Annotated in this window: 22 protein-coding genes; 6 read left to right on the plus strand and 16 right to left on the minus strand. The window is 56.9% G+C overall.

Annotation, left to right across the window (positions count from 1 at the left end; genetic code table 11):
• Positions 1-10 precede the first annotated feature (10 nt).
• The 3 genes from EDF70_RS21755 to EDF70_RS21765 all read right to left on the minus strand — a co-directional run bounded on the left by EDF70_RS21755 (position 11) and on the right by EDF70_RS21765 (position 2449).
• On the minus strand, positions 11-1048 hold the full coding sequence (locus tag EDF70_RS21755) for a LacI family DNA-binding transcriptional regulator (protein ID WP_245519293.1): 1038 nt from the start codon (positions 1046-1048) through the stop codon (positions 11-13).
• A 212-nt stretch (positions 1049-1260) separates the two neighbouring features.
• Positions 1261-1908: a DUF1109 domain-containing protein gene (locus EDF70_RS21760; RefSeq protein ID WP_245519280.1), complete on the minus strand. Its 648-nt coding sequence runs from the start codon at positions 1906-1908 to the stop codon at positions 1261-1263.
• Positions 1892-2449 (minus strand): sigma-70 family RNA polymerase sigma factor, encoded by a 558-nt coding sequence (locus EDF70_RS21765; protein WP_132277854.1) that lies wholly within the window; start codon positions 2447-2449, stop codon positions 1892-1894. The genes EDF70_RS21760 and EDF70_RS21765 overlap by 17 nt, the downstream gene beginning before the upstream one ends.
• A gap of 191 nt (positions 2450-2640) precedes the next feature.
• Between EDF70_RS21765 and EDF70_RS21770 the strand changes: the two genes are divergently transcribed.
• The 4 genes from EDF70_RS21770 to EDF70_RS21785 all read left to right on the plus strand — a co-directional run bounded on the left by EDF70_RS21770 (position 2641) and on the right by EDF70_RS21785 (position 5342).
• Positions 2641-2889: a pentapeptide MXKDX repeat protein gene (locus EDF70_RS21770; RefSeq protein WP_132277856.1), complete on the plus strand. Its 249-nt coding sequence runs from the start codon at positions 2641-2643 to the stop codon at positions 2887-2889.
• Between the two features lie 82 nt (positions 2890-2971).
• Positions 2972-3826, plus strand: a complete 855-nt coding sequence (locus EDF70_RS21775; protein ID WP_132277858.1) for a cytochrome b/b6 domain-containing protein — start codon at positions 2972-2974, stop codon at positions 3824-3826.
• On the plus strand, positions 3823-4599 hold the full coding sequence (locus EDF70_RS21780; RefSeq protein ID WP_132277860.1) for a molybdopterin-binding protein: 777 nt from the start codon (positions 3823-3825) through the stop codon (positions 4597-4599). Before EDF70_RS21775 ends, EDF70_RS21780 begins: the two co-directional genes overlap by 4 nt.
• Positions 4600-4712: 113 nt before the next feature.
• Positions 4713-5342: a hypothetical protein gene (locus EDF70_RS21785; protein ID WP_132277862.1), complete on the plus strand. Its 630-nt coding sequence runs from the start codon at positions 4713-4715 to the stop codon at positions 5340-5342.
• A gap of 365 nt (positions 5343-5707) precedes the next feature.
• Here EDF70_RS21785 and EDF70_RS21790 read toward each other — a convergent pair whose 3' ends face one another.
• The 9 genes from EDF70_RS21790 to EDF70_RS21830 all read right to left on the minus strand — a co-directional run bounded on the left by EDF70_RS21790 (position 5708) and on the right by EDF70_RS21830 (position 13200).
• Complete coding sequence (locus tag EDF70_RS21790; protein ID WP_132278051.1) at positions 5708-6067, minus strand: hypothetical protein; 360 nt, start codon at positions 6065-6067, stop codon at positions 5708-5710.
• A 581-nt stretch (positions 6068-6648) separates the two neighbouring features.
• On the minus strand, positions 6649-6888 hold the full coding sequence (locus EDF70_RS30045; RefSeq protein WP_165932095.1) for a hypothetical protein: 240 nt from the start codon (positions 6886-6888) through the stop codon (positions 6649-6651).
• A 97-nt stretch (positions 6889-6985) separates the two neighbouring features.
• Positions 6986-7204, minus strand: a complete 219-nt coding sequence (locus tag EDF70_RS21800; protein ID WP_132277864.1) for a hypothetical protein — start codon at positions 7202-7204, stop codon at positions 6986-6988.
• A 78-nt stretch (positions 7205-7282) separates the two neighbouring features.
• On the minus strand, positions 7283-7720 hold the full coding sequence (locus EDF70_RS21805; protein ID WP_132277866.1) for a helix-turn-helix transcriptional regulator: 438 nt from the start codon (positions 7718-7720) through the stop codon (positions 7283-7285).
• A gap of 55 nt (positions 7721-7775) precedes the next feature.
• A complete protein-coding gene (locus EDF70_RS21810; RefSeq protein WP_132277868.1) occupies positions 7776-8735 on the minus strand; it encodes a hypothetical protein in 960 nt (319 codons plus the stop codon).
• 155 nt (positions 8736-8890) lie between these two features.
• Positions 8891-9622: a TfuA-like protein gene (locus tag EDF70_RS21815; RefSeq protein WP_132277870.1), complete on the minus strand. Its 732-nt coding sequence runs from the start codon at positions 9620-9622 to the stop codon at positions 8891-8893.
• Positions 9623-9625: 3 nt separating this feature from the next.
• Entirely contained in the window at positions 9626-10846 is a 1221-nt protein-coding gene (locus EDF70_RS21820; RefSeq protein ID WP_245519281.1) for a YcaO-like family protein, read from the minus strand.
• The gene (locus EDF70_RS21825; RefSeq protein WP_132277872.1) at positions 10843-11274 is read right to left on the minus strand and encodes a hypothetical protein; all 432 of its coding nucleotides are present in this window, start codon (positions 11272-11274) and stop codon (positions 10843-10845) included. The genes EDF70_RS21820 and EDF70_RS21825 overlap by 4 nt, the downstream gene beginning before the upstream one ends.
• Before the next feature lie 9 nt (positions 11275-11283).
• Complete coding sequence (locus EDF70_RS21830) at positions 11284-13200, minus strand: BTAD domain-containing putative transcriptional regulator (RefSeq protein ID WP_348639730.1); 1917 nt, start codon at positions 13198-13200, stop codon at positions 11284-11286.
• A gap of 127 nt (positions 13201-13327) precedes the next feature.
• Between EDF70_RS21830 and EDF70_RS21835 the strand changes: the two genes are divergently transcribed.
• Positions 13328-13834, plus strand: a complete 507-nt coding sequence (locus tag EDF70_RS21835) for a hypothetical protein (RefSeq protein ID WP_245519282.1) — start codon at positions 13328-13330, stop codon at positions 13832-13834.
• An 836-nt stretch (positions 13835-14670) separates the two neighbouring features.
• Here the strand turns inward: EDF70_RS21835 and EDF70_RS21845 are convergent.
• On the minus strand, positions 14671-15045 hold the full coding sequence (locus tag EDF70_RS21845; protein ID WP_132277878.1) for a metalloregulator ArsR/SmtB family transcription factor: 375 nt from the start codon (positions 15043-15045) through the stop codon (positions 14671-14673).
• A 368-nt stretch (positions 15046-15413) separates the two neighbouring features.
• Between EDF70_RS21845 and EDF70_RS21850 the strand changes: the two genes are divergently transcribed.
• A complete protein-coding gene (locus EDF70_RS21850) occupies positions 15414-16439 on the plus strand; it encodes a GAF domain-containing sensor histidine kinase (RefSeq protein ID WP_245519283.1) in 1026 nt (341 codons plus the stop codon).
• 238 nt (positions 16440-16677) lie between these two features.
• Here EDF70_RS21850 and EDF70_RS21855 read toward each other — a convergent pair whose 3' ends face one another.
• The 3 genes from EDF70_RS21855 to EDF70_RS21865 are packed head-to-tail and all read right to left on the minus strand — an operon-like array spanning position 16678 to position 18308.
• Positions 16678-17196, minus strand: coding sequence for a 2'-5' RNA ligase family protein (locus EDF70_RS21855; RefSeq protein ID WP_132277880.1), 519 nt, complete (start codon positions 17194-17196; stop codon positions 16678-16680).
• 36 nt (positions 17197-17232) lie between these two features.
• Positions 17233-17559, minus strand: coding sequence for a hypothetical protein (locus EDF70_RS21860; RefSeq protein WP_132277882.1), 327 nt, complete (start codon positions 17557-17559; stop codon positions 17233-17235).
• Positions 17559-18308 carry an exonuclease domain-containing protein gene (locus EDF70_RS21865; protein ID WP_132277884.1) on the minus strand — a complete coding sequence of 250 codons (750 nt, stop codon included), beginning with the start codon at positions 18306-18308 and terminating at the stop codon, positions 17559-17561. The genes EDF70_RS21860 and EDF70_RS21865 overlap by 1 nt, the downstream gene beginning before the upstream one ends.
• Between the last annotated feature and the right edge of the window lie 32 nt (positions 18309-18340).

Consider the following 18340-nt stretch of genomic DNA (forward strand, 5'->3'; position numbering starts at 1 on the left):
ATGAAACCGGTCACGTGCTGTCGCGCAGCAGCACGTGATAACCGGTCCTTATGGTCGCCGTATCGCTGCGGTTTTCGAGCATGGCGATCATCTGCTCAGCAGCCTGCGCGCCGATCCCGTAACTGTCGACATGGACGGTGGTGATGCCAGGTTCAGAAACGGATGCAATCTCGTAATCGCCGAAACCTGCAATGGCGATATCCTGCGGCACGGCAAGCCCCATTCTCCGGCATTCCATAATAGCGCCAAAAGCAGGAAGGTCGGAAACGCAGACGGCTATTTCCGTATCGGGAAAGTGGGTCAGCAACTGTCGGATCGCCTCACCGCCATGCAACATGCGAAACGGCACAGCATCGATCTCGACCTTTCTGATGGCCTCCAAACCGTGGCTGGTCAGCGCCCGCTCGAAACCGAGGCGACGTTGATGGCCACGTGTATCGGCCTGCTCCGAGCCTCCGATGAAACCGAATTTCGAATATCCCTTGTCGATAAGGCCGCACACAAGCGCTTCCATGGCCGCAGCATTGGAAAAGCCGACGACCGCTTGCACGGGATCTTCGGGCATGTCCCATGTTTCGATAACGGGTATGCCGGCATTGGCAAGCATGGTCCTGGCCTTCGGCGTATGCTTGCCACCCGTGAGGATAATCCCTTCGGGACGTCGCCGCAGCATGGATTCAATCAGTTCTTCCTCCCGTTCGATCGAATAGTTCGTATATCCAAGAAGAAGCTGCATGTTGGTCCTGGCCAGCGTGTCGGTCATGCCGCGGGCGGTATCTGCGAAATTTGAATTGTCGATGGACGGAACAATGGCGGCGATGAAGCCGCTGCGGCGTGAGGAAAGGCTGCCCGCCGACTGGTCGAGAACATAACCAAGCTGGTCGACTGCGACCATAATCCGCTCGAGCGTTTCCTTGGCGATATAGGCATTGCCCTTGAGCGCACGCGAGACCGTCATCGCCGACACGCCGGCAAGCCGTCCCACGTCTGCCATCGTCGGAGGACCGTTATTGCCTTCGGTTGGCCGCTGCGCCTGCTCGATCGGCATCTTTTCTCCTGTCATGGTATGCACCAACTGAAAGCGCGCTTCTGAGCGCGCGTCAAGGCAGGCATGCTATTTGCGCAATCGTTTGTGGGAGGGAGCCGGTCAGGCGCATGATCCGATCTGTATTGAGGCTCTTGAACGGGCGCTATCGCGCACGGTGTTGAAACAGGCTACCTGACAATCGGATAATCGCCAGGCTGTTCTGGTCCCGACACCTACCAACGCAGGAGATACCGGCCGAGCAGCGTGCCGACAAGGCCACAGAGCAGGATGCCGAGCGTGTACCAAAGTGCCACGAAGGTCAGGCCATTTTCGATGCAGCCCCAGCTGTAGACCCAGGCACCGATGGAGCCGGCCGTCATGCCGGCGATAAAGCCGGCAAGATGCGCGTGGGTCGGCGCGGCGCGGCGGAGAAACCAGAACGTCGCCGCCATCAGCGGAGCGCCGGCCGCCAGAATGATCATCGGGCAGAACCAGTAGGAAATTCCCATGATCAGCCGATGCTGCTCTACCGGTGAGGTTGATGCGTTCAACTGCAGAATGCCCAGCATGACCAGCAACGCATAGATGATCAGTGCGGGTATTGCAGCGCCCAGAGGGCGGCCGCCGGGACGTGCCACGCTTATCAGTGCCGCCAAACCGACGATGGAAAGCAGCAGGGGATAGGCGGATTTCGCCCAGAAGGCGAACTGCCACAGGGCGGCGGAAATATCGGGGCGAAAACCGTGGCCCAGCAGAATGAACGCCGCCGACAGCGCGAGACCGGGCAGAAGCGCCAGGACCAGCAACCTGTGCAATGCGGTCTTGCGCACCGGTAGCAGGTCCTTCACCAGTTCATTGATCATATCATCCGTCTTCGCCACGTTCGCCTCTCAATCTCGCGGCCAGTGCCTTGATGCCACGGTGCACGCCGATCTTCACCAGCGCCTCGCTTCTTTGCGTACTAGCCGCCGTCTCGGCTACGGAGTGCCCTTCCAGCCGAACCTGCCGGATCATGTCGCCTTGCCATGCCGGCAGGCTGGCCAGCAGACGATGGACATCCATGTTGGCGGAGATGGCGTCTTCACGATAGCCGTCCACCACATCGCCGACTGTCTCCAGTCCGATGTGAACACGGCCACCCGAGCGCCGGTGATGATCGACCAGCTTGTGGCGGGCAATCGTGAAGAACCACGCCGTGAATGGCCGTTCACGATCATAGGTGATCCGGCGCTGATGCAGGGCCAGCAACGTATCCTGCACCAGATCCTCCACATGCGATGCCGCAGAGCCGCCAAGCCGTCGCGCATAATAACTGATCAGAAGATGCCGCAGCATATCGAGCAGGCAGCGATATGCCACCTCGTCCCCGTTAAGGGACAAGAGCATCAGGGTTCTCAACTCGGGTTCGGTCAACTGCTTCATGTCGTTTCCGCTTCATACGGCCTGACCGGAAAACGGTTACACGGCAGACGAAAGAAAAGCGAGAAACCGCTCCTGCCGTTCAATCAATCACATCGCCGTGATGGTTGTAACCGATCAGTCCGCCCATCGAATGAGCTTCCCGTGAACCTTCGGCGCAACATGCGACGAGCACATCCATTGGGAGAAACATCATGAGAACGCGTCTTTTCACCACCACCTGCCTTGCCGCCCTTCTCGGCGTCTCACTGGCAAACGGCATCGCGCAGGCCCAGACCAGCAACGACGCCATGAAGAAGACCGATACGATGAAGTCGGACACAATGAAGTCCGGCACGATGAGCAAGGATGGCATGAAGGCCGACTGTATGCACAAGGCCGGCATGGAGAAGGACAGCATGAAAAAGTCCGACATGATGAAAGCCTGCGACGCGATGACATAATCGGCTTCCGCCCCTGCAACCCGCAACTGTTGCAGGGGTGGCCTCGTAGACAGTGTGATCCCATTTCCGTGAGAAGAAATCCATGGACGCCTCTTCAAAGCCCGCGGCCACAAGGCGCATGCTTATCCGCCGCCATAGCCTCCCCGTGCGTTTGTCGCACTGGTTGAATGTGCTGTGCATGACGGTGCTGCTCATCAGTGGTCTGCAGATATTCAATGCCCATCCGAGCCTCTACTGGGGGCAGTACGGCGCCGACAACGATCCTTCCATCATCGCGATGGAAGCGGTCGAGGATGGCGATGCGGTCAAGGGCCTCACGCGGATCGGAAGCATGACCTTCAATACGACCGGCGTGCTCGGCGTTTCGAATGTCGATGGTGAACCGGCTGCACGTGGATTTCCTGCCTGGGCGACATTGCCGAGTTATCAGGACCTTGCCGCCGGCCGCCGCTGGCATTTCTTCTTCGCTTGGCTTTTTGTCGTCAACGGCCTGATCAATCTCGCCTACGGAATTTTTGCGCGTCACTTCCGTCGGGATCTTTTGCCCACCAGACATGAGTTGATGCCTGCCCATCTCGGGCACGAAATTGCCGAGCACGCGCGGCTGCGGTTTCCCAAAGGTGAAGCGGCGCGCCACTACAATGCTCTGCAGAAACTGACTTATCTGTTGGTGATATTCATCCTGCTGCCGCTGATGATTGCCACAGGCCTCACCATGTCGCCCGGGTTCAATGCTGCCGCGCCCTGGCTTCTGGACGTCTTCGGCGGGCGGCAGTCGGCGCGCACATTGCACTTCATCACCGCGACCGCCCTGGTTTTGTTCGTTGTCGTTCACGTCGCCATGGTTCTGGCCTCCGGCTTTTTCAACAACATGCGTTCGATGATCACCGGTCGTTACGCCATCCGGGTCGAGACTCCCATGGAGCCAAAACAATGAGCCGTCTGATCACCCGCCGCCGGTTCCTGATCGGCTCGACCTTGACGGCTTCCGCCCTCGGCCTCAGTGGCTGCGATGCACTCGTTGAGAACCCCAGCGTGCAGCAAGCCCTGCGGATGGCGGAAGGGTTGACCATGCGCTCGCAGCGCCTGCTGATCGGTGACAATACGCTGGCGCGCGAATTCACTCTCGCAGACATCTCGCCGACATTCCGGGCCAACGGCACCAGCATGCCGGATGGCGCGCAATATCAGGCACTGCTTGCCCAGAAGTTTTCACAGTGGCAGCTGGAAATCGGCGGTCTTGTCGAACGGCCGACAAAACTGTCGCTGGCGGCGTTGAAGGCGATGCCGGCACGCACCCAGATCACCCGGCATGACTGTGTCGAAGGCTGGAGCGCCATCGGCCAGTGGAGCGGCGTGCCGCTGGGTACTGTGCTCGACAGGGTCGGCCTCAAGCCGGAGGCGCGCTACATCGTTTTTCACTGTGCCGACGAGTATGAAAAAAGCCTCGACGGCAGCGGCTGGTATTACGAGAGCATCGATCTTGTCGATGCATTTCACCCTCAGACAATCCTCGCCCACTCGATGAACGGACACGATCTGGAAGTGCCACACGGCGCGCCTTTGCGGCTGCGGGTCGAGCGGCAGCTTGGATACAAGCAGGCAAAATATCTGATGCGCATCGAGGCGGTCGCCGATCTGTCCGGCATCTACGGCGGTAATGGCGGCTTCTGGGAAGACCGCGGTTACGAATGGTACGCCGGCATCTGAATGCGACAATCCCAGTTCCTGGGGCAGATCATTCCGGCTGCTCCTGAAACCGGCGGATTTAACCCGCATCCACCGGTGGTTTGAGACAATAGGGCTCTCTAAAGGAAAACGATATGCGATCCATTTCCAAGATCATTCTTACAACAGGTACCTCGATCATCGCAGGTACAATGCTGGCGATGTCGGCCGGGTTGACCGCGCAGGCCGCCGATACGCTGCGCGTCCGCGGAACAGTAGAAAGTCTCGACGGCACGACGCTGGCCGTCAAGACGCGTGAAGGCACCGATGCCAAGATCATGCTGAAGGATGGCTGGCAGGTATCAAGCGTCGCCAAGGCGTCGATCGATGACATCAAGCCAGGCGATTTCGTCGGTATCGCATCGCTGCCGACAGCGAGTGGCGGTGATGGCGCCTTAGAAGTGCTGATCTTCCCGGCAGCGATGAAAGGCACTGGAGAGGGCAGTTATGCCTGGGACCTGAAACCCAATAGTTCGATGACAAATGCGACCGTTGCCGACGCGGTTAAATCCGTCGAGGGCCATACGGTGACGGTCACCTACAAGGGCAAGGAAAAGAAAATCGCCATCCCGGAAGGCACGCCGGTCGTCACCTTCGCGGCCGCCACCGTTTCCGATATCAAGCCGGGTGCCACCGTCTTCATACCATCGGAAAAGGCCGCCGATGGGTCGATTTCGAGCGGCCGCGTCGTGGTCGGCACCAACGGTGTCGTCCCGCCGATGTGATCATCGAAACTCTGCAAATACAGCGCGGCACTTCGAGCAGGTGCCGCGCCTGTTTCTCCGATTGCCCACTTTTTGGGGCTAGTCGGGGGCTTGGGATTGCTCTGATCCACAAAAACTGGAGGGAAGATGGGTCTCAGGTCAATGGATAAAATGACGCGTTGCCCCTCGCGCCTAATAGGACGAGGGGCTTTCGCGTTTCATTTGAAACTCCACCACGTGGAGTGTAATGCTGGCAATCGTCAGTCCGGCACATACCAGCAGCACCGCCCAGGTAATGAAGTCTTTCATGGACGTGATCCAAGCACCTTGAAGCCCAGCAATCCGTTGATATTTGACGATTCAGGTCCAAAGGGCTTTTAGCGTTTCTACTTTTTCTTCGTCGGCGCAGGCGGCACGTGACAACCCTTGCTACGCATTTCGGCTTCAATCGCGTTGATCTTGCCCTTCGATACAGCAACATGGCCCTCTTTGTCGCCGCCAAAAGTGCTGGACATGGGGACGCCGATCAGGAAAACACCAAAGGCATCACCGGTCGCAGCGTCGTTTTGCTGTTTCGAAACGGCTGCTAGCGCTTCACGCTCCTTGATCATCTCCTGAGCCAATGTATCGCACGAACCATTGGTGTATGCCTGCATTGGGATATCTACTGGCACGATTGCATCTGGCCTCTTGGCGCAGCCGGTAACGGCCAGCGCGAGCGCCAGCATGACGAATTTCTTCTGCATAAATGTTTTGCCCCTGTCTAAATTAGACGCCCCCGCGTCCATGGATACAATGAGCGTATTTCGACTGATTCTGTCAATTTCGTAGAGCGTCGATCCCCATTCCTTCCAGGTATAATGGTGGGTTTGGTTAGCACATGCTTCTATCGACATAGGTCTTATTGCCATTGCCATTAATGTAATAGCAGCCACCTCGCGGACCTCTGATGTAGGTCCGGTAAGTCGAGATCGACGGGGCTGGCCGGCTGATCGCTGGAGCTGCCGGAAATGCGGCGGGCGTAGCCAGAGAATACCCTCCACCATATCCGCCAGGTCGAACGGATGCGGCGCGATTGCCACAAGGACATCCACGGGCATCCAGGTCCCAAGGATTTAAGCAGTTTCCGGTATAGGTCGGCGGTGGTCGATAATACGTGTTGCTAGATGCGCAGCCATTGGTGCAGACGGCAACTGCCGTACCAACCAGCGCCACCGCCACAAGGGCGGCAGCAGCTTGGTCCTGCTTCTGCACCATCTCATGGCACTCGAAAGGTGAAACTCCCCTTTGAGCCAATTCTGTCAGCAATTGCTGCTGAAATATCGGGTCAGGCGATTGTAGGTATGTTCTGCATAAATTGACCTTTGGCACCTGCTTTGGATTGGCTGCCAGTTGTGCCGGTGTCGTTGTGCAGTTCGCGAGAGCGAACGATAGAGATACGGTAATGCCTAGCCGTGTGATGCGAACGAATTCCGATGATGTCCACCAAATGCCCTACGGGAAAGGGGCACAACCATTCAGAGAGTTGAGTTGATTTAGTGTCGCAAAAGACTTTGCCTTCGTTCATCTTTGGCATCATCGTTTGTGGTGACAAGGCAGTACCTTGCCGTTTGGCACCAAGTGCCGAGTGCAGCTGTTTGGCATTGCAGGATGATTTGAAAACGTCAGATCTGCTCCCTGGCAGAGACGAGATTTTCATTTGCGGCCGGGCACACGCCGGCAATTGCAAGCTCCTGAACGATCGAGCGCAAGGCGATATCGAGACAGTATGTGGAAAACTTGAGGCCCATCACATCCGCTTGTTGACGCGCGTACGATACGATGCGGCCCAATGCCAGCATGTCGTCGGCGCCTTCTTCCGAGACTGCGAGTTTATTGACCATAGTTCGCTCCTGTAACGTGTCGGTGTCAATTGCGATCAAACTAACCACAATGCGCGTCACAGCACCGTCAAATGAAAATCAGTCTTGGTCAGAGACTAGGAGATCATCATCCGAAGGATTTACGATGGTGGGATCGGCGAGGCACTTCACCAATGCGAGAATACGCTGACGTGTTGGAAGGCTGGCGATCCTGAAAAACGCCTGATTGAGGGCAAATCCGTCGGAAGAAATCATGAACTGGCGCAAGGCCAGATGTTCGGTGTCAACCAGTGCAGCGGATGTCGGATCGGTATAGCCCTCGAAAAACGAGGCAACGTTCACATCGAGAGCCGTCGCAATTGCAACCAGCCGCGAAGCGCCGACCCGATTTACGCCTTTTTCGTACTTCTGCAGCTGTTGGAATGTGATGCCAATCTGAGACGCGAGACCTGCCTGGGTGAGGTGCATCGACTTCCTGCGTAGACGGATCTGGGATCCGACATGAACATCAATTGTATTGAGACTTTTTGCCTGCATGCCTGCCCCCAAGCGTTACGCCCCATGGTGCTCAATATTATGGTAGGGGGCGCGGTTAAGCAATGAGGGTATTTTTCGTGTCCAGCTCCCGGGATGGCTTGCGGAGCAGCACCTTCGAAATACATCGCAAGGCTCCGCAACGGCTCGCAAGGTGCGTCCACCCGAACACCCGTTCGATCCTAAATCCGAGGCTTTCCCAAAGGTTGACATTCGCCTCATCGATATCGCCCAATGCGTCGAAATCCGAAAATTGCGGAAGCCAGACGATCGGCCGCTCCTGTCCGACTCGAATGTCATTTTCGACAATGGCATTGTTGTAGAGCCGGGGTTGCCTTTTGTTCGTGTCAGGCGTGATCGCAAAGGCGACTGGATTGCGCAAAATCGCAAAGCCTTGCTCTTCGAGGAAGACGGCAGATGCATCGAGGCATCGGCTCGCAGTCGCGACAATGGGCGACGGTGGATCGCTTGGTACGGGCTGGCCTACGACTAGCAAAGGTCTCCCGTTTTTGTAAAGGCCGGTGAGCGTTACGAACTGATCTATATGATATCCAAACTGGTGCATGGGCGACGGGCAGGTAGCTGCTGAACGAGACAGCGCGATCCTGCCAGCTGGCTCTGCGGTGGCGCCTAGGTCGTCGACACGATATCCAAATAACGAAACCGGGCGGTGGTCCAGCCTTCGAACAGCATCGATCCTTTCAATCTCAGAGTAACCTATGAGCCGAAAATCCGAGCCGACAAGTTGATTTCCACCATCAAGATGAAAACCCATTGCCACAACCTCTGCGGCGGTTAATCGTGCCAGATGGCGCGCCGGTCCATCGCCCGAGACAGCAAGATACCGTTGATTGCGGCCTACTGTCGGGTCCGGCGCTTTAACATGGAAGCCATCCTGGATCCATGGGCTGGTTATGGCTTTGGCCGACGGATTGAGCGGGCTCAGTTGGATCTGGGCATTCAGGTCCAGCCGGTCGAGCCACGCCTGTGCTTCCGTCGCGCACGCATTGTCGACCATCACGACAATTCGAACGTCCGTGGGAAATGCTTCTATCAGTTTGCCAATCGGTATGAGCGGCTGACACGGATCGGTTGCGGCCGGCGATCGCAGCAAGGCTGCCGGAATGGCTATTGCCAGCTGCTCGACGAGACCTCCGCAATCGGGGACCAGGCTCATCGTATGGGGGGGGCAGCGAATCGTGCCGCTTGCTCAGCGTTACGTGCGATCATTTCCTGAAAGAAAAGCGTATTCTGAAATCTCCAGGCGGGCCTTGCACCCGCATCGTGTCGGTGATTGTTGACGGCATCAAGCAGCATTTGGGCGTCCAGTCGCTTCACCGAAATTGCATTGTGCGACAAAAGTGAGGTCAGCTCCTGGCCAAGCTGTGCTGCTCTAACGATCGAGCGCCACGTACGCCGTGAAAAGTGAGTGCGGCGTGCGGCGTTGAGCAGACTATGGGCCTGCTCGTCCCCGATACGAGATTGCAATGCCCGGATGGTTTCCTCGGCATCGACAAGTGCGATTGTCACAGGCCGGAAATCCATATCGGGTGGGCCATGGAGGACGGCGACGTCGGCGTCGGAAATTCGTGATCCGTCACGATATTGTTCATAGATCTGACCGACACCCTTCATGCCGAAGCAATCGCATTCGGCTGCCCGAAGTGCTCCCATGCTCGCAGCGCCATAGACGGCGACACCCTTGGACAACGCAAAAAGCAATTCCTTGTGCCACACTGCGGCGCAATCACCGAACACGCCATCGATGAGACCGATTGTTCGAGCACCGACATTAATTGCAGCCAGAATGTCTCCCGATGCAGCCGGGGGGCAAAAGGTAATATTGGCATAAGCCGCGAGTTCCGTCTGATGGATCGATGGCCCGGCGAAAACGATCGTGCTCAAAATTCATGTCCCAAGAAAGCTGGCAAGCGCCGCGCGGCTCAACGCCGTCTGCGATGCAGTTGCCGTCGCCATGCCGCTGCCAAGCACCCTGACGACGACAATGTCGGGATAGCTCGTTTCAAGACGGAAGAGGTAGAGATTGTTGACGCCACAGGAAAACAAGTGATCAGCGAGCCTTCGCCATACAGGGACTTTGCTAACGTCATCTGGAAGTACGAGCGAGTGCTGCCATTGAATGGCGGAGCCGCCGCCCCACCTGTTGCCGCGAACATCTTGGTCTGCCTCGTAGCGTTCATTGAAAAGATCGTCGCGGGCGCCGCTAATATGGGTCAGGCGCGCCTGTATGGCCTCTTGAAGCGCACTGCAGGCAGCTTCGGCGCCGCTCAAGCGACATGCTATGCCCGCCGCCGACCGTTTGCCTGGACCATTGTCTGTCATGAGCGAGCGAGGCAGACTTGCCAGAATGACAGGGACGCCTGTGCTTCCGGTAAGGTCGAAAAATGTCGGCGTCAGACCCAGTGCATCAAGTCGATCAACCAATCTGTCGAGATCCGCAGACTGCCCTTTTGGAAAGAACACAGTGCGCGTCGCTGTCATACGGGTCGAAAACGCTTCCACGACCGTGCAGGCTTCGTTTTCGATCAGTTCGAGCATCGCGTGAAGCACTGCCTGATCAAAGTCGAAACCGGCAGCCAATCCTTGTGAGCTCATTACGAACGCGTCCCGATCCCAAGGGAAATCAAATCGAAAATCAAGCCCAACGAGTTCGAACGGCGCCACCACCACTGTATCGTCACGGGCAGAATGTCCCTTTACCCAGGCACGCTCTCGCGCCGGGTCGAACTTTTCAAGTATCACGCGCGATATGGCCTCAAGCGGAAGCACGTCGTAGCCACGGCCACGCATCTCGGAAAGAGACCCGTAATCACTCACATGCCGTTGCGTGTCTTCCGCCACGGCGCCTTCGATCGCTTCCATGACAGCCGAGAGTTTTGCTCGCTCGGCCGTCATTCCCTTGCCCTGCGATACGGAAAGGCCACGGGAATTGGGTCGAGTTGCGAACCAGACTGGCATGCCGATGACATCGAGGTCAGTGATGTCGCCAACACGCGTGATGCCGAAAGCTTTCAAGAGAAGCGGATTGTCGATCATCGTGTGCGGGACTTGGGTTTGGCCATGTGCTGGCCGGTTGACCTCGGCGAGTACATGGCCTTCATTTTTCATGGAGCGACGTTTGGTGTGTCGGATAGAATTGCTTCAAAAAGCTGGCCGGCAGGACCCCCCGATGGTCCTACAGCTTTGAGAGCGCTTTCGATAGGCAGTTGCACGACGCGGATGAAGTCCCAGCCTTCGTCGACAACATCACCGACCAACGCGAAGTCCGCATCCGACACCACAGCGCCTGCAGCAATTATGGTCTCGATACCCTGAGCCTGTACCTGATCGAGATTGGTTTCGGGTTTACCATCCTGACCGATCAGCATTCCTTTGGCTGCGGCGGCAACGCGAGCATAACCGTCGATGCCCGGATGACTGGCTTCATATTCGGTGATGACCTCGTGGGAAACTGACGCGACGCGAAGTGGCGACGTTCTGATAAACAAAACGCCATTGCCTCTTTTTCCGATAACGTAGAATTGGGATTTAGACATGTTGCCTCTCTATTTGATACCGGCCAGTTGATAAGCATGTAACAACTTCTCATTTACCTCCGGATTGCGATCCGGAGATAACAGACTGATCTGACGGGCTGTCATCCCGGGATGATTTTCCTTCAGACGTCTTCCATATTGCCGCGCGGTCACGAGATCGCCGTTCAAGGCATGGCTGACTGTCAGAACGCGAAGCGCAGGTTCGTCATTTTCCATTCGGCTGCACAGCTCCAAGGCAGTCGTGTAGTCCTCGCGTTTCAGTGCGATGCTCGCGCCTGCCCACCAGTAGATATCCGGTGCAAACGGATTGAGATCGAGTGCGCGTTTGAAGCGCTCCCACGCGGGATCGTTTTGGCCAAAATGCGCCAGTGCATCCGCATGCTGTAAAAGCAGGTCTGCAGAATTCGGAGCCAGTGCTTCTGCTTCGAGAAACTGCTCTGCCGAGGCATCGAAGTCACGTTGATGGAGCGCGATGACCGCCCCCATCCAATGTCCGATGCCGGAGGCTGGATCGATCGCAACGGATGCTTCGGCCTCGGCCTTTGCCCGGTAAAGCAGGTGGGGATCGGTGCCCCCAAGCATTAGCCACTCAAGTTGCAGCGTCTGGGCAATCCGCCCTCTGGCAACGGCCATGCCATGATCGAGTTCCATCGCCTTGCGAAACTCCGAGCGGGCTCGTCGCAAGATCGGCAGGTCACATTTCCCCCGCAGGAGTTGCTGGCCAGACAGTAGATGGAAATAGGCAGATGGATCATCCTTTCTGGACGATGCCAGTTGCCTTTGCTCCAGATTTTCGGCAAGGCCTGCCGCCACTTGCCGGGATAGCATCCGGAACGCGGCCGGCATGTCGAACTGATCAAGCGAAAGTTCCAGCGACCATACGATCTCGTCAGACTGTTCGGAAATGAGCGAGACGGATGCCCGCATGTCACCGAATATGGTCGTCCTGACCACATAGTCCGGCCGCAGCGTGGACAATGGCTTCTTTCCACCTGATGATGTGACGGCGTAGGTGCTCTGTGGCGCCAGAACAGTGAAAGTACGGTAGCGTACGAGACTGTAGGCGACGTCCTCGACGAACGACTGGACAAGGTCCGGTGCGGGTGCCCTGTCGGAACCACACGGCATGGCGAAAGCAACCCGCGCTTTTTCGACACGCGCTTTTGCGACCGGATCAGGGTCATATTCGGCAAAATCAGCATGGATACGGCGTTTCAACGCCAGCGTTGCCGGCTCGGGCGATCGGGCTTCATGGCGCAGCATCCGGGTTAATTTTTCTGAGATGCGCTCGAAGCCGGGCAAATCACCCTGTCGGGAATAGGCCAACATGACGACCCGATATGTTTCCTCGCGCTCAGGGTCTACGGCAAAAGCGCAATCCGCCACCACAGAGATCTCGCCGTATCTCTGACCACCAAACCGGGTCATGTCATCGAGTAAACTTGCCATCGATGAAAAGAACACGTCCTTGAGGCGGGCGCGTTCGGATAACAACCAAAGATGCAGTTGCTCCTCGCCTTCGCAGCCCATGAGCAAATCGCCACGAAACTCAAGGACTGCTTGCAGGCGGGTCTCTACATTTCTTTCCGGGATAGCCTCGAGAAAACGGGCGAGATCGGAACGGAAGGCCAATGGGCCGGCGGAAAGGCTGGCACCGGATGCAATAACGAGCGCGGCCTCACCTGAAAATTGCTGGAGTCGCAACAACAGCTGGCGCAGGTTGGCAAGCGCGCGCTTCTGGTCGGCATTCTCCCACAAAAGACAGGCAGCGACCTGGCGTCCCATACTTTTCCCGGGCGCAAGGAGGAGCGCGGCGATCAGCACATATCCCTTCAACGGGAAAAACGTTTCGTGATCCGCAAAATGCGGCACGCCGAAGAAACGCAAGCCTTTAGGATTATCTGAAGCTGTCACTTTGTCACCCACCAACAGCATCTAACTACGAACCGTGCAAAAATGAAAGTGATCATAACTCCCGTTTGACACTGCTGTGACGCAACCTTTGCGAAAATCTTCCGAGCTGCGCCTGCCAGGGGTGCATTAGTGACATGCAATGATGATGACTGATGAGATGAAATCGCCTCTTTCTTTCACACGCCCGTATTTGGCGTTCTCGTCAATGATGGAGCCGTATCAGCGCGCCGATGATGTCGGATATGTCGTCACGGAGTTCATGTCTTTTAAAGGTAGGCCATATTACCCCATTGGTGCCTTGACCTCTGCGCGAGTGACCCCCGTCCATTTGACTGCACGAAATCCCGATGAGGCGGATGAGGATAATCTTGACCTTATTTTTCGCATGCGCGAGGCCGAAGGCGGCTATTTTTTCGAAATTGTCCTGCGTTGCAGCCAAGGGACGCGTTATGGCGGATGGATATGGGGTTACGAAATCGAAATTCTCGACGAGGTGGTCGAAGGCTATCATGTCCTTTCGACCCACGATGGCAAAAATAGTTGGCGCTTCACATATTGCAGCCAAGCCGAATGTTATCGAAGCCAGGGTTCTCTGCCCGTGGAAAAAAACGTTCTTGATCGACGCATTATCGGGCCGGGCTCGTGAGCGCTGCGCGGAGCGCCACTGATATTAGAGCGAGAAGATTACAATGAGAGAACTGCCCCCTACCAACCAGAGAGACGTAACAAGCAGGGCAGTGACGAAAAACAATCGCAGGCGCATCTGGCTGGAACTCTTTCAGACATTGAAGGCCAACCGTTGCGTTAAGGGGTCACGCAACGGTTGGGATCAAACCGACAGGAGACGGGTTGTCCATTGCCAATGAAATGGAGTGCGTCACACCAGCGTCACGCCACGGTGGGAGGCGACGTTTTCGTAAGAAGGCGTGACGTGATGATTGGATATCGCATTCCCAAGCAACCTTATGGAAAGCTATCGGATCGTGTTTCAATTTGTCGGAGCTCGAGGCTCCAAAGGTTTCATAGGCTGTTGCTATCGCAGGTCCGACATAGCGGGCCGCAGGTTCGAATCCTGTCAAGAGCGGACCAACCCAGGAAGCTGCCAAGATGCGAGGTCTCAATTTCGCGTTACAAACCATGTGCTCTTTAGGGCAATCCTGACGTCCTGCTCAACGACGTCGATCAGTCTTCCTCTAGCCGTCTCGCATCTGCATCCGCGCAGGCGGCTATGAAATGAGACCGGGAGATTTCCGGATGAACACCGTTGGTGAGGGCGTGCTGACAGAAATCGAAAGCGCGCCAATATATCGGACCGGACCTATGGCTCAGGTTTTTCATGTGCCGCAGGGCGTCCGCCGGACCCGAGATTGTCTTGGTCAAAAGCGGGCCGTCGCCGACATAGACCGGGGACTTCCAACGCACTGTGAAGTCGACTGCGACTAAGCCCATCGCGTCCTCATAGGTTTCTAGACTGATGGGAGGTCATGCAGGGAGCAACGATGAAGTGATGACCGATGGAAGTTTTCGGTCCGCGGTGCCGACAATTTCGGATGTTTTTTGAGTTTTTCCGAAGATGCACGAAAGTGTCGCAAGCACTTGTATGACCGCTACCGAGTCGCATCTGTAGAAGATTGTTTGTGCGTCCCGCCTGGTCTGTACCAGGCTCGCACCCTTGAGCTTCCCGAGGTGTTGCGAAAGGGCCAATTGGCTGAGCTCCGTCATGACGGCAAGCGAGCCGACTGAAACCTCCTCCTTGCTCAGGATATTGAGTATCAGCATCCGCTTGTGGTTGGCCATGGCGGACAGCAGTTCGGCCGCCTTCGCCAGGAAGGTCTCCGAGTGTATGGTTGTCGGCATTGGTAGCTCCGGGCGCACAACATCCTCCCCATCATGGGACAGGCACGTCTGCGGGATATACGAAAGCGCGATCGGGAACCGCTGTTCCCAAGGATGGCCGCAACTGGGCGGCAAGGCGTGCACAGTCTCACCTATCGTGAGCATATGCAACAAAAGTGTTTTAGGCTTCTCGTCAGGCTTGGACGTCCCACTTCGCAGTGTCGATGAAAGCCTCAGTTTTTGGACCAGCGTGGGAAGCCGGTGCTCGTATCTTCGAGAAGTTCGGTGATGGGCTGAGTAGCCGACTCTCGTCGAACGCTCAGCGATTCAAAGTGATAGTTGCGGTGGATGCCGCACCTGTTTCGTCTCACGTTGCTGGAGGCGACGCTTTGCCGAGCCTCACAGACGGCTCGCGGCTCCACTTTGCGCAGGATATCGCCCACATCGCCGGCATTGCGGCCGTCCCCACCATTCTCGATGTCGTCCTTCGTATGACGGGTATGGGCTTCGCTGCCGTGTCTCGAGTGACTGACGATCGCTGGATCACCTGCCATTCACTCGACCATGTCGGGTTCGGACCTAAGGCCGGCGACGAGCTTGCGGTTCAAAGTACGCTATGCGACGAGATCCGCGGACATCGCCAGCCCATCGTGTTCGACGACGCGGCCGAGGAGCCACTCTACCGCGACCATCACACGCCACGTATCTATGGTCTGCCCAGCTACATCTCCATTCCGATCATTCTTCCCAACGGCGAGTTCTTCGGGACACTCTGCGCGATTGATCCTCAACCAGCCAGGGTGAATAATCCGCAGACGATCGGTTCGTTCAAGCTCTTCGCCGAACTCATCGCCCATCATCTTTACCCCGATGCTCAATTGCCGGCAACGCGGGACTTCCTGGACAAGGAGAAGGACCTGTCGGAGCTGCGCGAGCAGATCATCTCCGTGCTCGGCCATGATCTGCGCAATCCGATCGCCGCCGTCGATGCCGGCACCTCGCGCCTGCTGAAGGAAGGGTGGACAGCCCGCAGCCCACTCGTTCTGAAATTAATGAAGTCCAGTATCTCCCGGATGGCCGGCCTCGTCGACAACGTCATGGATCTCGCTTGGGCGCGCATGGGAGGTCGCATCGCTCTTGAGCTCGCAAAAGACGATCTTATGACGACATTGAACAATGTCGTGGAAGAGCTGAAGCTGGCCCATCCCGACCGCAAGGTCTCAGTCGGCGTCACGCTGCCGGTGACGGTTCAAGTCGATCGTCTCCGGCTGGCTCAGTCGTGTGAACGCATTCACGCACGGCGTCGTGACGCAGCCGGTCCGCATATCGGCTGGAGCGGCAAACGGACATATCGAGATCTGCGTCAACAATGGCGGCAACCCGATCCCCGATGCAAGAGCCTTTGCTACCAGTAATCCTTTGAGAATGCATTGTCTTGCAGCGCTTGAACTTGCCAGACTGCGCGCGAACGAGATCGTGGTGCGTTATATAAATTCGGCATTGGGCGCGATCGGCAATCCGCCCGCCGCAGTTGGGTAAAGCCGAGACCTTGAAAATCTCTGGTGCGGAGAGTTGCAGAACACTCGGCACCAGCCGCTATTCACGTAACGAACACCCGCAACGTACATTTGAGAACTCCGATGCCGGTGACCATCAGGCCGAGGTGCTGAATGGCGAATTGGCCGTATGTCGCCATGGCCCGCCAAGATACTCCCACAGATCAAGTCCGGTGATGTTGATCAGGTGAGGTTGGTGTTTTTGGTCCAAAGTCCGGTACAGTTCGTCTGCCTCTGCCTTAGAGGACTTGTTTTGAACCGTTATATGCGGCCGCCATGGCTGCATGTCCTGAGGGCCGAGCCAAGAGAGAAATCCGGCCTTCAATTCTGCACGAATTTCGAGCAGGGCCGGGCTTGTAATGGAAAAGGCTACACCCGCACCGAGATGCCTCAAACCGCTGACATCGGCGGCGATCACCTCTGTGGCTTGGGCGTTGAGATGAAGCTGCTCTTCAATCCGCGCGCGGTATTCACCCGGCAACCGATGAAACATCGTCAGATGAGCATGGAGGAAATTTCGGTCTGGTGGAAAATGCGTTTTCCGCAGGCGTTCGAAAGGTTCAAGGTCCTTCTTTGCGATCCGGGCCGTGAGAATGAGCGGTTGACGTGTCTTCAATTGCAATCCTCGGTCAGAAGATGAGCGCAGACTGCCCTATTTGGGAAGCAACGCAAACCACATGGCGTAAGGTGAGTTTTTGACGAGATGTCGGTTGAAGTCAGGCTCGCCGTCGTTCCACCAGACAGGGCAACGCTCGCCGAGCGCTAACTTGGCGTCATCCACTCGTCGGCGCGCGTCTGTCTGCGCGGCATGGTTCCCCTTCGCGGCTCGCACATCCCGCATTGCAGACATCAAGTCTTTTACCAGTCGCTGTCTGGTTTGTTCGTCCAGAGCGGGATTGCTTTTGCGCCAAAGGCGGCCGCGCACGACAAAATATGTGCTTTCGGGCGTGTCAGGGTATCTGTCAGCAGCTTTCGTCATCACAGCAACGAGTCCTGCGCGGGTTCATTGGTCCCGTTCTCCTCGACATAACCGCGTTTCGACAACTCACCTTGGGCGCTGAAGCGAATATCGATATCTCTGTCGCCACGAAATTCCTGAAGGGCGGCCAGACTGAGCTGAGCCCAGCTCTTGCCTTGATCCGGCCCCGACGGAACGCGCGGAAGAAGGCCGGGTTCATTGCTCCAATTCAGAAGCTCTTCAATGGATGCAGCGTTCAACATGTCCCGCAGGTGATGGGCGGTAACATAGGCGTCCGGCATGGCGCGGTGAGCGGGAAGGCCGATATCGTGGATCAGCCCTTCCGGCTTGCGCTGATAGCGAAGCATCTGGTTGGAGAAACGGGGCAGATCGGGCCAGACACGCAGCGCACATTTCCAGGTGCATATCCAGGAAGCCCCACCGGCCAGCCGCGGATTGCAGTATCTCTGCTCAAACGCGGCTCGGTGTGCGGCCAGCGCCTGAACGCCGCCTTCCGGCTTCAAGATGGTGGGCGCCACCTGTTTCCAATAGGGGGCGTTGCGGACATCTTCGTCGCGGATGTGATGGATCGCCATCGTTTCGGCAGATATCGCACGACCGGGATTGACGAAACGTGCCCCTCGCTCGTCGCCGACCACCCATCCACCGTCGTCGATGCGGATGACGTCCTGCCAGCCGATCTCGCAGACGTTCTCTGGTCTATTTCCGGCTGTCTCGAGATCTATGACACGAATACGGCTTGCCGACATGGTTGCTGCTCTCCCACTGTTTGCCCGATCGT

Origin of the sequence: Neorhizobium sp. JUb45, assembly GCF_004343585.1 — a bacterium.
Taxonomy (GTDB): domain Bacteria; phylum Pseudomonadota; class Alphaproteobacteria; order Rhizobiales; family Rhizobiaceae; genus Neorhizobium.